Here is a 15,497-nt window from a genome sequence, read left to right as displayed (position 1 = left end):
TTTCTTTTAGTTTTATTGGGTAAAGGATACAGAATTGTATGAAGGGAGAATAGATTTGTGAAAAAGGGAGAAAAGGTTATTTATAACGGGGAGGAATATGAGATCTTTTTTTTATATGATAGTGGATATTGTGAAATCAAAAGGCTTTACAGAAAAAATATTTTATTAGTCCATCATACCGAAATACAAAAAATACATAAATTTGACCATTTTAAAAAATTATCCCCAAATAATAATTACATAACAAAACCCCATAAGTGTTAACAAAGCTTATGGGGTCTTATTTTAATTTTATTCACTTAATTTTTCGATTTCACGTTTAAATAAATTCTGAAGTTTTTTGGTAATCTTTCCTGGTGTTCCGGAATTTATTTGTAATTCATTAATTTGTACAATTGGCATAACTTCAGAAGTTGTACTGGAGATAAACACTTCATCAGCTTGTTTTAAATCGTTAACCGTAAATATTTGTTCCTTATATTCTATTCCATTTTCCTTACACAATTTAAATATTACTTGTCTTGTAATACCATTTAAAATAAGATTAGTGGCCGGACGCGTAATGACACAGTTATCTTTGACAATAAATACATTAGAGGAAGATCCTTCAGTAATTTCCTCTCCACGATGCTGAATTGCTTCATAACAACCAGCCTCAGCCGCTTGTTGTTTTGCTAAAATATTTCCAAGTAAATTTAAGCTCTTTATATCGCATCTTAGCCAACGGATATCTTCTACTAGTAATCCTTTTACACCATTATCCATCGAGACCTGTGGAATTGGCATTTCTCTTGTATAAGCAACATATGTTGGAATAATTTCTTCACTAGGAAAACCATGTTGTCTTGTATAGGTTCCTCTTGTTATTTGTAAGTAAATAATGCCAGTATCTAGCTGATTTGTTTCAACCAATTCCTCTAATCGCTGCATTAAATCTTTTTTGGAAAATGGAATACGGATGGAAATTTTTTCGGCACTTTCATATAAACGCTGTATATGTTCATCTTTCGTAAATAAGTGACCGTTGTATACGCGAATAACCTCGTATATTCCATCACCAAATTGGTATCCACGATCTTCAATGTCAATATTCACTTCTGATTTTTCTACGATTTCTCCATTAAATATAATTTTCTCCATACTTTTCTCTCTCCCATCAAAATTTTATTTATTTTTTAGCTAATTCAAAAATAGCTTGTGCATAAATAGCAGTAGCTTTGATTAAATCCTCAATAAACATAAATTCATCCTTTTGATGCATTACATCTGGTCTACCTGGAAACAATGCTCCAAACGCCACACCTGATTTCAATGAACGTGCATAAGTTCCTCCACCAATTGATAATAATTCTGCTTTTTCACCGGTCTGCTCTTCATATACCTTTTGCAAGGTCTTTACAAGATCAGTATTTGCATCTACATGGTGCGGTTTCGAATCGGAAAAATTCTCAATCACAAATCCCTTTTCATTTACCTTATCATTAATGATTTTTTTATTTTTTTCCATATCGAATGTCACAGGATAGCGCATATTTAAGCCGAAACGACCACCGGAATTTACTTCATAGACCATTTTTCCGACATTTATAGTTAGGTCTCCTGTAATTTCATCCTGATACTGAACTCCCAATCCTTCCCCACGTGATTGATCAAAGAGGATATTCACTGCAAAATCAATATAACGCTTGGCAGATGTATCTAAATCTAATTCATTCAAAAATGTTGTTAATAATAACCCGGCATTTTTCCCATTTTTGGGTTCCATCCCATGTGCGGAAACACCTTCAAGTTCTAAATGTAGCTCCCCATTATCAATAAAGTATTTTCCTTTTAAACCTATTTTCTGAAGAAAATCACTATATCTTTGTAAAATATCTGTTTTCTCCCCGTCAAAGGTTAAAACAGCTGATGCAAAATCAGGTACCATATTATATCTTCGTCCAGATTGGAAGGATAGAAGGGTAATATCCGCTTGTTCTTCAATTACTGAAAAAGGTAGAACTATATCATAATCAGCAATTCCCTTTTCCGCATTAATAATTGGAAAATCGGCATCTGGAGCAAAACCGATTGATGGCATTTCTTCATGTTTGAAATAATGTTCGACACAGCGCCAGTTACTTTCCTCATCCGTACCTATGATCATTCTTACTCTTTTTTCAATTGGAAGACCTAATTCTTTAACGATTTTCATCGCGTAGTATGCTGCCATAGTAGGTCCTTTATCATCGCTAGCTCCTCTAGAGTAAATCTTTCCGTCTTTCACTTCCCCGCCATATGGATCAACACTCCAACCATCGCCTTCAGGAACTACATCAACATGACACAGAATACCCAATAAGTCTTTCCCATCTCCCATTTCTAAATGACCAGCTAGGTCCCCTACATTTTTTGCTGTAAACCCATCTTTTTCTCCTAAATCTAATAAATATTGCAAAGCATCTTTTACTCCTTGGCCAAGAGGAGCATTTGGTGTACTATTTTCTTCGTCTAATACACTTTTAATTTTTAAAATGCCCTGTAAATCTTTAATTAGATCCTCTTTTCTTTTTAAAACCTCTTCCATCCAATTTATCTTTTCCATTGCTAGCACTCCAATTTTATGTATTTTCTAAAAGTTTATCGTTTTTTATTTTACTCCTTTTCATCAATTTAATAAATCTTTTATATTCTGTTCACAAACATTGTTTCTATTTAGATAAAGTTTTAACTAATAAATATAGCATGATCTCATTATTTCACTGTAAAAAGAGTGTATCATTCATACGAACTATAGGAAGCCTTTATTATTATTACAAACTATACAAAAACAGCCATCTTTAAAAAATTATTTGCAGGAAATGGAGATGCTATTTTATTTTTCTGAAAATTATACTAATTTCATTTTATTTTCATATAATATACTATGACAATTACCATATTAATTCCTTCTTATCTCTGGATATTTTAAAAAAGAAGGTGTACAATGTAATTGTCTGAAATCTAAGTCAATAATTCACGAAAAAAAGGAGTTGTCTGTGAGGAGAATAAGTCTTTTCTAATTTTATTGAAGAATAATTTCTAAACTGCTTGATTAGCATTAAAACAAAATTTTCTTCAATTTCATAAGCCGTCTGTAGTCTTAGTCTTTGGAAATAAGATGAGGGAGTGGTTTTTTGAAACCTTCAACCAATCGAATGCTAACCCGAATTAAATCAATCTACATGTTTATTAAGGAAAATGGGACAGTAACGACACAGGACCTTGTAGATGAGTTCGGCATCACTCCTCGCACCATTCAAAGGGATTTGAATGTGTTAGCATACAATGACTTAATAATAAGCCCAAATCGGGGAAAATGGACAACAACAGATAAAAGAGTAAAGATGTCTTCTTAACCAAACAGAAAATCATCCTATATACTAGATAGGGCTGTCTGATTCAGACAGCCCTATTATTTACCCTTTATTTCATATGTGGTGAGTAGTTGAACTTCTTCATTAGATAATTCACGATAGTCACCAAGTTCAAGACTTTCATCTAACTGAAGTGGCCCCATCTCAATTCTCTTAAGATATATAACCTTTTTATCAACCGCTTCGAACATTCGTTTTACTTGATGAAATTTCCCTTCTGTAATGGTTAATTCTATATCAGACCGTAGACCTGATTTTAAAATTTTTAATAATCCTGGTTTTGTATGATAACCATCCTCCAAAATGACACCATTGCGAAAAGCCTCAACATCTTTTTCCGTTACTTCACCTTGAATAACAGCAAAATACGTTTTTGGTACATGATTTTTAGGGGATAGAAGGCGATGTGCCAACTTACCATCATTTGTTAGTAATAATAGACCTTCCGTATCTTTATCTAATCGTCCAACTGGAAAAGGCTCCATGATAGCATCCTCTATTTTTAATAAATCTACAACTGTTTCTTCATTAACATCTTCAGTTGCAGAAATGACACCTGGTGGTTTATTCATCATAAGGTATATAAACTCACGGTATATGATCTTTTCACCTCGTACCGTTATTTCATCACTTTTGGGATTTATATGTATTTTACCATCTTTCGTTAATTGGTTATTAACGACAACCACGCCATCTTTTAACACCTTTTTTACTTCTTTTCTACTACCTAGACCAGCATTAGCTAAAAATTTATCTAATCTCATGAAAGCACCTCTATTTCTAATTAAATCTTTTTATATAGTGAAATAGCCTATACGTATTTCTTTTAGGGGCATAGGCTATTATGGGAACCATTCATAACAAAAGAAGACTGGAGTGAATTTTTTATGGATTATAGGCAACAACAAGCACCGACGCAATTTCCATGGCCACCTGGACAACAAAATCAAAATGTAAATAGAAGACTGGATAATATTGAAAGGCGACTCGATCGTTTGGACCGCAGGTTTGACCGTTTAGAACGCCGTGTGACTCGGCTTGAACGTCAAATGGGTTGGGGTCAAGGTCAAGGATCTACAGGACGAGAATACTACTATTATTAATCTAGGTTCTATTCTCAAGCATTGTTGCTATTCAGGTAATGTTTTACTCATAAAAATAGATTGAAGGTCGACATGTCCTTCATTCCTCTTAGAAAAGAGCTGCAAACTACTAAAATAACGCTGAACCCTTTATTAAGGGTAAAAGCCGTGGAGTAGGGCTTTTACAAAAGCAAAAAACTATACGAAAACAGCCTTAATCTAAAAGGAGGTCAATTCTAAGACCTCCTCTTTAACTAATGTGTAATTTTGATTTAATCCTTTGGAGTCTATCACCAAATAATTTATCGGCTAACTTTGATCTTAATCCCATATAACCATAAACCACTGCGCCAATTCCACCGCAAATAATAACGATGATCAATGATTGGATTTTTGAATCAGTCGTTAAGAATAGTGTAAGGAGCTTATATACCAATAAAACGACTACAGCCATGACCCCATTCATTAGCAGAATGAATATCGTTCTTCTAATAATGATTTTAAATGGATATTTGGCAAAAATCTTAATGACAATTAAATTAATTAGTATCGTTGCTGTATATCCAAGAGCAGTTGCATATACTGCCCCTTCAGTCTCATATAATTTCATTAATGGAATATTTAAACTTAACTTAACCAATAACCCTACTAATAAACTCAATACTGTAAATCTTTGTTCATTAATTCCTTGAAGGATAGCAGCTGTAACTGAAAACAAAGCAAATAAAATAGCAACTGGTGCATAGGTAGCTAATACATCTGTACCGAATTTACTATGTTCATAAAATACAGTATAAATAGGTTCCGCTAATAAAGATAAACCAATAGCTGCTGGTACAGTTATGAAAAGAAGAACCTGAAAAGTTTGGTCCACTTGACGAACTAATGTATGTCTATTCCCTACTGCATAAGATTCTGTTATGAGTGGTACTAATGTTAAAGAAAAGGCAGTAGCTAATGAAACTGGAATGATAACTAATTTATGAGTGGAGAAATTTAAAACTCCGAGATGCTCAAGTGAAATTGCTCGACTATATGTTAGTTGATCAATCCCTTGATATAATGAATTAGCAATTCCGACTAAAATAAAAGGAAAAGCATAAACGAAGATTTCCTTATACATAGAAATTAAGGATATCTGCATTTTTCCTTTATCATGTTCAAGTAATTCATCAAAATGATGCTTTCTTTTTCTCCAGTACCATAAGAGTGTAATAAGACTTGCAATTCCTCCAATAAAAGCTGCAAATGTTGCTGCACTAATGGCAGAAACCATACTGCCTTTAAGTATTTTTAATACAAAAAAGGCACCGAATAATAAAAATACAATACGAATAATTTGTTCAATAACCTGTGAAACCGCAGATGGTCCCATCGATTGATGTCCTTGAAAATATCCCCTTAATAAACTCATTACCGGTATGATAATTAGAGCAAAACTAACAGCTCGAATAACTGTTGCAACTTCAGCAATAGTATATGGACTATCCGCTTTGTTCATAGACATTTCCGCAAAAAACGGCGCAAATATATACATGATTAAAAAGCTGACGATTCCTGTGATCAACATCAGCAATATACCAGATTTAAATAATTTTCTTCCAACAGCATATTCTTCCAATGCATTATATTTCGCTATATATTTTGATACCGCTAATGGAACACCTGCAGTTGCAATACTTATAAATATTGTATATGGGACATAACCAAATTGGTAAAGGGCTGCTGGCTCAGACCCACCTATAATTGCATAAAAAGGGATTACATAAAATAATCCTATTATCTTTGATATAATAGTCCCTAGTGTTAATATAAATGTACCTCTTATTAGTTTCGAAGACATACGATCCCTCAATTTTAAAAATTAAATTGCACTAATAAGTAGTGTACCTCTTACAAGATTAATTGACAATTTATTAGAGTAATCTTTTTTTTCTTGAACATAATTTTTACAAAAGGTGTGAAATAATGAAATATGATGTAATTGTTATTGGTGGAGGGCCATCAGGACTTATGGCTTCTATTGCAGCAGGTGAAAACGGATCAAAAGTTCTATTACTGGATAAAGGAAATAAATTAGGAAGAAAACTCGCTATATCTGGTGGAGGCAGGTGCAATGTTACCAATAGATTGCCTATTGATGAAATAGTAAAACATATTCCTGGGAATGGACGTTTCCTGTATAGCGCTTTTTCGATCTTTAATAATGAAGACATTATTCGTTTTTTTGAGGACTTAGGCATTGAATTAAAGGAAGAGGATCATGGAAGAATGTTCCCCGTTTCTGATCGTGCTCAATCTGTCGTAGATGCCCTTTTAGATAAGTTATCAAAATTAAATGTCGAGATTCGAACAAATACAGCTGTCAAAGACATATGCTATGCCAACGGTTGCGTTGAAAGTGTTGAGCTTATGACTGGAGAGAAATTACCTACTAGTGCTGTAGTGGTTGCAGTTGGAGGAAAATCTGTTCCTCAAACAGGTTCAACAGGAGATGGTTTTCCTTGGGCTGAAAAAGCTGGACATACCATTTCAGAATTATTTCCTACAGAAGTTCCAGTGACCTCAAATGAGCATTTTATAAAGGACAAGCTACTTCAGGGCCTGTCATTAAGAGATGTAGCAGTAAGTGTTTTAAATCCAAAGGGTAAAGCGATAATTACCCATCAAATGGATATGATATTCACTCATTTTGGCATATCAGGTCCCGCTGTACTTAGATGTAGTCAGTTTGTTGTTAAAGCGATGAAAAAGTGGAACTTAAAGGAAGTATTGATGAGTATTGATGCCCTTCCCGATTACAATGAAGAAGAGCTATTTCAAAAAATAATGAAAATCATCAAAGAAGAGCCTAAAAAAGTAATTAAGAATTCATTGAAAGGATTAGTTCCGGAACGCTATTTACTCTTTTTGCTTGAATTCAACCAAATAGATGTAAATACACAAGGTGGTACTATTTCAACAGAGTTAATTAGAAAATTTGTGAAGTCTTGTAAACAATTTCAGTTTCATGTAAACGGTACGCTCCCATTAGAAAAAGCATTTGTCACAGGGGGTGGAGTCTCTGTAAAAGAAATTGAACCAAAGACAATGGCATCTAAACTTATGCATGGCCTATATTTTTGTGGTGAGGTACTAGATATCTATGGATATACAGGTGGCTATAATATTACTTCAGCATTAGTGACTGGAAGATTAGCTGGCATGAATGCAGCCCTAAAATAAAAGGAGTCTACCTAGATAGTGCACCCTCCATTTTAGACATCGTTTAAAATGAAGAGGTGCACCTCATTTAGGTCACATTTTATTTACGATACATCACCAAAGCACTAAAACAATAAATTTGTTCTTCATTTTCCTCAGTCATTGCTGCTACATGAAATTTAATGTCTATAAGCTTATCTTCTTCTAAGCGGCTTAAAAATTGATTAACATCCTCTTCTAAATCCTTCTCATGCTCACAATCAAATACTTTTACCTGAACCATTTTAATCTTCTCCTTTAATTGAATAGTATTTATTATTGACAAAAAGTAATAATATTCAATCAAAGTTTTCAGCTCTTTTCTTAGTAATTGAAGGGAATTATAGGTCTCCAATATTTATTGGATAACACTTTGGCTAAATAGTAACAATGTTTGCGAAAAGAGCCAAAAAAAAAGAACCAACTGCATTTCTTGTGCAGTTGGTTTCTCTCTTATAATTTCGGCTTTGTTACACCTGTCCAATTAAGCATGCCACCCTCCATATTCACGACTTTATAGCCATTATCTTGAAGAAATTGACAAACCCTGGCACTTCGACCTCCAGAACGACAAATCATTATGTATTCCACATTTTGGTCTAATTGATCTAATGACTCTGGAATTTTTCCCATTGGTATATGCTTTGCTTCTGGTATCATTCCTTCCGCCACTTCATCAGCCTCACGAACATCTATTAAATTTAGTTTTTCTCCTTTTTCCAGCTTTTCCTTCAATTCATCAGGAGTAATAATTGGAAATTCACTCATTCACACGTCTTCCTTTCAATAAATAATATTCTTTTGCTATTATACCAAAATTATTATTAAAGGAATAATTAAGGCTCTTTTACAAGATGTTGTTTTTATAGAGAACATCCGATAAAAACCAAATTCAAGAGTTTTACAGTATAAATACTCCGTTTTAGAGCGAAAATCAACGAACTAGATCAGCAACTAAAATAAATCGTTTAGGTGCATCTCCAATATAGTTAAAAGGATAACAAGTTGTGACCGTTAATGTTGCTCTAGGTTTTGGAACAATTACCGTTCGATCATCTGCATCAACGATTTTAATTTTCTTAATTTTATAGGTGAATTGTCCAGCAGATGTCTTTACGATTAATTCATCATCTTTTTTCATTTCACCTAACTTGCGAAAAACAGTGTCCCGATGCCCTGATAGTACCGAATTGTCTTTTTCACCAGGCAGTACACTTTTTGAAAAATGACCAACACCCTTCACTAGCTCCTCGTCTTCTGCCCCTTCATAAATTGGTAAACCCGCATTGATTTTTGGAATAACTAATTTTCCAATTATGTCACCTTTTTTCGGAGCTTTTTGATAAAGCTTCCTACTGTTTTCAGTTTTCGGTTCCAAAGTGGTTATGTATACATCGTTAGGATGTTGTAAATAAAACAACCTATATCCATTCATGCTTATAATCCATATTCCACATAAAATAAATATACAACCGAAAATAAAAAGAAGGATTTTTTTCGTCCTCATATTTTCTTTGTTCGCCACCTACGTAGCACTAGACTACCTACGATAAGCATAGCAAGTCCACCTAATATATTATCAACATAGTGTCCAGCAGTATTCGGTAATTTACCGCCTTTTATTGTTTTCTTAACTGGTTTGGTTATACTTTTTTCAACTTTTTCTACCTTATTAATCGTATCAGTAATCAATTCAGAACCAAATAGATTTGCTGAAATCATCATATCTGCTAAAAAATCACCATTATAATTATATAATTCGATAGATAGATTATATCCATTCGTTGTTTCAAGCTTGGTTAATTCATTCAATGTTATTGGTTTTTTATCTGTACCTTTTACTAAATAGAACTTAGCATCTAGTTTAAATAATGCTAAGATTTCTTGATATGCTTGAATAATCTCTTGAATCTGATCGTCTGATAAATCTGTCTCGCTTTCAAAATCCCCAATCGCCATCATACGCTCAGAAATGGCTTCAAGCTTTTGCTCCATTTTTTCATCCATATCAATGGACATAAAATGATTCAGCAAATTTTCAACTTCATCATCTGTTATCCCAATTTCTTTAAAAATATCAGAGAATATCTCTGAATCATCTGTATAAGCAAGAATTGCATTATCGAGGTCTTCAATATATTTGTATTGGTCGATAGAATCTCCATTACTTGAAAGTAATTCTATTAGTTCCTCATAGCTCATATCATAATCTTCTAATAAAGATTTTAGATTTTCCTTCGTGATTGGTGTACCGATATAAAAAGAAATGGTCTCATCTAAAGTATTGATAAAACGATAAACATCATTTAGATTATCCTCTTTATCTATTTCTCCATTTTCTACTAAGAAATCCTTAAGATCTGCTTCATCTTTAAATTGATACTCTACGATTAATTTTTGTAAATTATCATTATTAATAGGTTCTCCTAGAAACTCCTTCAATTCAGCCACCGAAGAAAATGAATCAATATTTTCATCATAAAAGTATTCTAAAAAGTCATTCAATTCTTCCTCTGACATATCAATATCTTCAAAATATGACATGAGCTCCTCTTCAAAAGATGCTGCCGAACTTAAACTTGGTAAAAAATTTAAACATACAATAAATGCTGTGATAAATAAAAAAATCTTTTTCAACTTTTTTCCCCCATTATTATTAAATAAATACTTTCATACTATAAGCTAGAAAATTTTTTTAAGATAGTATTGATTTTTTTATTTCGTTTATGTAAAATATCAAATATTTTTTTCACCATAAAAAAAGGGCAGAAACCTTAATAAATAAGGATTCTGCCTTGTAATCAAATTATAATCTTTCACAAAAACAATCATTATTCTACCTGTATTTCCCTTTAATTCCATCATTTTTATTAGTTTGCAACAATGTTAACTAGCTTTCCAGGGACAGCAATCACTTTACGGATCGTTTTTCCATCAATCAATTCTTTTACTTTTTCATCCTCCATTACGAATGCTTCAAGTTGTTCACGAGAAATTTCGCTTGAAACCATCATTTTCGAACGGACTTTACCATTAAGCTGTACAACGATTTCAACTTCTGCATCAACTAGTTTCGATTCATCGAAAATTGGCCATGCTTCATAAGTGATTGTACCTTCATGCCCTAATTTACTCCATAGTTCCTCAGCAATATGTGGGCAAATTGGTGAAAGTAATTTAACGAAGCCTTCAATATATTCTTTCGGTAGAACATCAGATTTATATGCTTCATTAATGAATACCATCATTTGTGAAATTGCTGTATTAAATCCAAGTTGATTAAAGTCTTCCGTTACCTTTTTCACCGTCTGATGATACACTTTTTCAAGCACATCAGAATGTCCTTGCTGAACTTTGCTTGTAATTTCACCTGTTTCATCAACAAGTAAGCGCCACACACGGTCAAGGAATCTTCTTGCACCATCTAATCCGTTGGTTGACCAAGCAATCGATGCATCTAAAGGTCCCATAAACATTTCATATAGACGTAATGTATCTGCTCCATGACTATCAATGATATGATCTGGATTAACAACATTTCCTTTTGATTTACTCATTTTTTCATTGTTTTCTCCAAGGATCATCCCTTGATTAAATAATTTTTGGAATGGTTCTTTAGTTGGAACAACACCGATATCATACAAGAATTTATGCCAGAAACGTGCATATAACAAATGAAGAACAGCATGCTCTTGACCACCAATATAAATATCAACAGGAAGCCATTTTTTTAATTTTTCAAAGTCTGCCAAGGCATTTTCATTTTTAGGATCTACATAACGTAGGAAATACCAACTGCTACCTGCCCATTGAGGCATTGTATTTGTTTCTCGACGACCTTTTTTACCAGTAGCTGGATCAACAACATTTACCCAATCACTAGCATTCGCAAGTGGTGATTCTCCTGTTCCAGATGGTTTGATTTCTTTCATTACTGGGAGTGTCAACGGAAGTTGATCTTCAGGAACAGTAGTCATTGTTCCATCTTCCCAATGAATAATAGGAATTGGTTCACCCCAATAACGTTGACGGCTAAATAACCAATCTCTTAAACGGTAAGTTATTTTTTTCGTTCCTATATTTTTTTCTTCGAGCCACGCAATCATCTTCGAAATAGCGTCTTCTTTGTTTAATCCATCAAGGAAACCAGAGTTGATATGTTCTCCATCTCCTGTATATGCCTCTTTATCCACGTCGCCACCAGCAACAACTGCTTTAATTTCTAATCCAAATTTCTTCGCAAACTCATAATCGCGTTCATCATGTGCTGGAACTGCCATAATTGCTCCTGTCCCATAACTCATTAGAACATAATCAGCAATCCAAATTGGCATTTTTTCATTATTGACTGGATTAATTGCATACGCTCCTGTAAAAACACCTGTTTTATCTTTCGCTAAATCTGTTCTTTCTAAATCGCTTTTTGATTTAATTTGCTCAAGATAATTTTCAATCGCTTGCTTTTGTTCCTCTGTTGTAATGTCATTAACGAGCGGGTGTTCAGGTGCTAAAACTGCATAAGTAGCGCCAAACAAAGTATCTGGACGAGTTGTAAATACTGTGAAATTTTTACCTGTGCCTTCAATAGTAAAAGTTACTTCAGCACCCTCTGAACGGCCAATCCAGTTACGTTGCATATCCTTTAGATTTTCTGGCCAATCAACGTCTTCTAAATCATCAATTAAACGATCCGCATAAGCAGTAATTTTAAGCATCCATTGTTTCATAGGACGACGTTCAACAGGGTGGCCGCCACGTTCACTCTTACCATCGATAACCTCTTCATTGGCAAGAACTGTCCCAAGAGCTGGACACCAGTTAACAGGAACTTCATCGACATAAGCAAGTCCTTTTTCGTATAGCTTTAGAAAAATCCATTGCGTCCATTTATAGTAATTAGGGTCAGTTGTATTTACCTCACGCTCCCAATCATATGAGAACCCTAGCTCTTTTATTTGACGAGTAAACGTATTAATATTATGCTTTGTGAATTCCACTACATCGTTACCTGTATCAATTGCATATTGTTCGGCAGGTAATCCGAATGCGTCCCATCCCATTGGATGAAGTACATTATATCCTTGCATTCTTTTCATTCTTGATACAATATCTGTTGCAGTATATCCTTCTGGATGACCAACATGAAGACCCACACCAGATGGATAAGGAAACATATCTAATGCATAAAAATTAGGCTTATTCTCGTCTTCAGTTGTTTTAAATGTTTTATTCTCTTCCCAAAACTTTTGCCATTTTTCTTCAATTTCATGATGATTAAAACTCATGTAAAATCCTCCTTCTTTATCAATGACCCTTTTCTCAGTTAAATAAAGAGTTGCCTTTTACTTAACTTAAATAGTTAAACTTACCTAACTAGCAACAATGTTTAAGAATAGAGCCTTAAAAAACAATATAAAAAGCCTCTCATCCCTATTAAAGGGACGAGAGGCTGTATATTCTCCCGCGGTACCACCCAAATTAGTGTAAACCACTCACTTCATTCATCCTTAACGCGGAAAACGGCAAATATTACTTAATTGATGTTCACATTTGCAACTCCAAGGTGAGTTCATGATGTTCCTGATTGGCTTGCACCGACCGCCAACTCTCTTATCAAGGAGATCATCACTACTATTCCTTCTCAACGTTTAGCTATCTGATAATTGTATTCACCATTGTAACCAATATTATACTTATTATCAAGTACATTTTACTATTTTAATTATAAATAGTCTTCCTTACATAGGTATGGATTGTTTATCTACTTTTGATTTTGATTTAAGTGGGCGATCATATATTAATGATAAGATAATGGAAACGATTAGTAATACAATAAGAGCTTTAAATAATAATGACATACTATATACATCCACTAAAATTCCGCCCAATAATGGACCAATCATTCTCCCACCCGTTGCTGTACTATTAACAATTCCTTGGAAAAATCCTTCTTTTCCTTTAGGTGCTAACTTATCGGCTATGGTTGGTACAGTTGGCCATACAAACATTTCTCCAATGGTAAGTATAATCATCGCAGTTAAGAATCCTTTAAAATCAGAAGCAAAACTGGCAATTCCAAATGAACACATAAAAATAACAATACCTGTAATAATTGGACCTTTTAGATTTGTACCGAACAGTTTCATTATAGGATTTAACAATGGTTGACCAAGGACAATTAATGCACCATTTATTGTCCACAACATACTATATTGACTTAAGGAAATGTTAATTTCTTGTGTATAAGTAGCAATCGTTGACTGCCATTGAACATAACCAACCCAACACAATAAATAGCCTGCACATAAGATCATTAAAGAAATAAACTTTGTTTTGTTCTTAATTGGTTTTTTCTCATGAATAACAGAGGTATGATTCCCTTGTTCGGATTTTATATTGCGATATCCAAAAAATGAAATGAAGAAAAAAACAATAAACATAAGTAAATTAGCAATAAAAATATAATCAAAGGAAAAGGAAGCTACAAAACCTCCTAATGCTGAACCGACTGCAACTCCAAAATTCTGTGCAATGTAAATAGCATTGAATGCCTTTCTTCCTCCCTCTTTCCAAACGGAGCCCGCCATTGCAAAAATAGCTGGAGGAATAATCCCTGAGCCAAACCCGATAACAGTTAAAAAGATTGCATATGTTGGCCATTCATGCCAAAAAGTCATACCAATCAAAGAAAATATGGTGATAAATACTCCAATTAATATCGTACGATAACCACCAAACTTATCATAAAAACTTCCACCTAATAAATTTCCTAGTACACTTGCAGCAGAATTTAACATTAATACGATACCTGCCACAGATAAAGATTTCCCTAGATGATCATGCATGTAGATAGCATTTAAAGGCCATAAAAAAGAAGAGCCCGTTACATTTACCATCATACCGATTACCAACATCCATAATGACTTTGGCATGAAACCGCCCCCTCCCCCATTATTTATATAAGTACTAAATAAATTCACTTAAATTATTTATTAGTACATGAGTTATTTAACTTAATCTCCTTAATCACCTTCCCAATTTTATTCCTTTTCGCTACACTCTACAAGTACCAATCAACCAAGAATGTAAACACATAATATTCAGTTAAATAAGGTTGATCTTTCCTATATTTTATTTATAGTAAATTCTACAAACAGAAAGGGTCGACTCAATGAAGATGCTTCAAACACCTTTTTGAGTCAACCCTATAATTTAATCTGGCTTTTCTATACGTTGTTTTGAGCGGATTGGTTGGCTTTTTTTTGCATTTTGTTTCTTCAGTTGTTTTACTGGATCATACTCCCTACCTAACTCCATATCTTGATTATTGATGCCATTTTTAGTTTTTTGTTCTGGATTATTTGCCTTCGATCTTTTTTTCATGATATCCTCCTATATTGGCCGATCATGATTTAACAAAATCATTTGATTTTGTATTTGTTGAAGTTGTAATCTCATCCGATGTAATTGTTCCCTTTGCTGTGAATTCGCACTGTTTGATAGTTGGGCTAACTCATTATAGGAATTCTCCAAACCTTGGAGAGCATCTTGATATTCATTATCATAATAATGTTCCTGACGACTTCCCTCAATAAACTGTTCTTTTGCATATTGAATAGCTTCTTCACATTTTTGGATATGTTCACCAACCGATTGTCTAGTGGCCAACTTCATCCCCACTTTCATATGCTTTTTGAAGCAATCGCTTCTTCTTTATTTTGTTCATTTATATACTTACTATGTTGGCAATCGAAGGAATCAAGATTAGACTGGTTTG

15 protein-coding genes and 1 other annotated feature are annotated in these 15,497 nt (G+C 33.6%); of the genes, 3 read left to right on the top strand and 12 right to left on the bottom strand.

The genetic code is table 11. The annotated features are described in order from the left end of the window. Positions 1-291 precede the first annotated feature (291 nt). On the bottom strand, positions 292-1,140 hold the full coding sequence (gene dat / locus MHI39_RS07725) for a D-amino-acid transaminase (RefSeq protein WP_342540996.1): 849 nt from the start codon (positions 1,138-1,140) through the stop codon (positions 292-294). A gap of 28 nt (positions 1,141-1,168) precedes the next feature. After that, complete coding sequence (gene pepV / locus MHI39_RS07720; RefSeq protein WP_278890974.1) at positions 1,169-2,584, bottom strand: dipeptidase PepV; 1,416 nt, start codon at positions 2,582-2,584, stop codon at positions 1,169-1,171. 571 nt (positions 2,585-3,155) lie between these two features. Between pepV and MHI39_RS07715 the strand changes: the two genes are divergently transcribed. Continuing rightward, positions 3,156-3,377 carry a DeoR family transcriptional regulator gene (locus tag MHI39_RS07715; RefSeq protein ID WP_078111183.1) on the top strand — a complete coding sequence of 74 codons (222 nt, stop codon included), beginning with the start codon at positions 3,156-3,158 and terminating at the stop codon, positions 3,375-3,377. Positions 3,378-3,433: 56 nt separating this feature from the next. Here MHI39_RS07715 and MHI39_RS07710 read toward each other — a convergent pair whose 3' ends face one another. Next, the gene (locus MHI39_RS07710) at positions 3,434-4,159 is read right to left on the bottom strand and encodes a pseudouridine synthase (RefSeq protein ID WP_342540995.1); all 726 of its coding nucleotides are present in this window, start codon (positions 4,157-4,159) and stop codon (positions 3,434-3,436) included. A gap of 123 nt (positions 4,160-4,282) precedes the next feature. Between MHI39_RS07710 and MHI39_RS07705 the strand changes: the two genes are divergently transcribed. Next, positions 4,283-4,498: a hypothetical protein gene (locus MHI39_RS07705; protein WP_180211641.1), complete on the top strand. Its 216-nt coding sequence runs from the start codon at positions 4,283-4,285 to the stop codon at positions 4,496-4,498. 229 nt (positions 4,499-4,727) lie between these two features. Here the strand turns inward: MHI39_RS07705 and MHI39_RS07700 are convergent, their stop codons facing one another. Beyond that, positions 4,728-6,320 (bottom strand): polysaccharide biosynthesis protein, encoded by a 1,593-nt coding sequence (locus tag MHI39_RS07700; RefSeq protein ID WP_078111186.1) that lies wholly within the window; start codon positions 6,318-6,320, stop codon positions 4,728-4,730. A gap of 125 nt (positions 6,321-6,445) precedes the next feature. Here MHI39_RS07700 and MHI39_RS07695 point away from each other — a divergent pair, with 125 nt between their 5' ends. Continuing rightward, entirely contained in the window at positions 6,446-7,702 is a 1,257-nt protein-coding gene (locus tag MHI39_RS07695) for an NAD(P)/FAD-dependent oxidoreductase (protein WP_342540993.1), read from the top strand. Between the two features lie 79 nt (positions 7,703-7,781). On the opposite strand, the gene MHI39_RS07690 is transcribed toward MHI39_RS07695, so the two are convergent. The 8 genes from MHI39_RS07690 to MHI39_RS07655 form a co-directional block, all read right to left on the bottom strand. Then, positions 7,782-7,964 carry a sporulation protein Cse60 gene (locus tag MHI39_RS07690; RefSeq protein ID WP_058005615.1) on the bottom strand — a complete coding sequence of 61 codons (183 nt, stop codon included), beginning with the start codon at positions 7,962-7,964 and terminating at the stop codon, positions 7,782-7,784. Between the two features lie 209 nt (positions 7,965-8,173). Continuing rightward, complete coding sequence (locus tag MHI39_RS07685) at positions 8,174-8,488, bottom strand: rhodanese-like domain-containing protein (protein ID WP_216385045.1); 315 nt, start codon at positions 8,486-8,488, stop codon at positions 8,174-8,176. A 166-nt stretch (positions 8,489-8,654) separates the two neighbouring features. Then, positions 8,655-9,227 carry a class D sortase gene (locus tag MHI39_RS07680; protein ID WP_216385047.1) on the bottom strand — a complete coding sequence of 191 codons (573 nt, stop codon included), beginning with the start codon at positions 9,225-9,227 and terminating at the stop codon, positions 8,655-8,657. Continuing rightward, on the bottom strand, positions 9,224-10,357 hold the full coding sequence (locus MHI39_RS07675; protein WP_342540992.1) for a processed acidic surface protein: 1,134 nt from the start codon (positions 10,355-10,357) through the stop codon (positions 9,224-9,226). Before MHI39_RS07675 ends, MHI39_RS07680 begins: the two co-directional genes overlap by 4 nt. Before the next feature lie 233 nt (positions 10,358-10,590). Then, complete coding sequence (gene leuS / locus MHI39_RS07670; RefSeq protein WP_071976917.1) at positions 10,591-13,005, bottom strand: leucine--tRNA ligase; 2,415 nt, start codon at positions 13,003-13,005, stop codon at positions 10,591-10,593. A gap of 149 nt (positions 13,006-13,154) precedes the next feature. After that, positions 13,155-13,374 (bottom strand) — a binding site (T-box leader). Between the two features lie 84 nt (positions 13,375-13,458). Next, on the bottom strand, positions 13,459-14,652 hold the full coding sequence (locus MHI39_RS07665; protein ID WP_071976916.1) for an MFS transporter: 1,194 nt from the start codon (positions 14,650-14,652) through the stop codon (positions 13,459-13,461). 280 nt (positions 14,653-14,932) lie between these two features. Continuing rightward, positions 14,933-15,103, bottom strand: coding sequence for a hypothetical protein (locus MHI39_RS07660; RefSeq protein ID WP_058005621.1), 171 nt, complete (start codon positions 15,101-15,103; stop codon positions 14,933-14,935). A 9-nt stretch (positions 15,104-15,112) separates the two neighbouring features. After that, on the bottom strand, positions 15,113-15,388 hold the full coding sequence (locus MHI39_RS07655) for a YtzC family protein (protein WP_071976915.1): 276 nt from the start codon (positions 15,386-15,388) through the stop codon (positions 15,113-15,115). Positions 15,389-15,497 lie beyond the last annotated feature (109 nt).

The organism is Heyndrickxia sp. FSL K6-6286 (assembly GCF_038630395.1).
In the GTDB taxonomy this organism is placed as follows: domain Bacteria; phylum Bacillota; class Bacilli; order Bacillales; family Bacillaceae_C; genus Heyndrickxia; species Heyndrickxia oleronia.
Note: the sequence above shows the minus strand (reverse complement) of the source record. Positions and strands in the feature narration are given on the sequence as shown.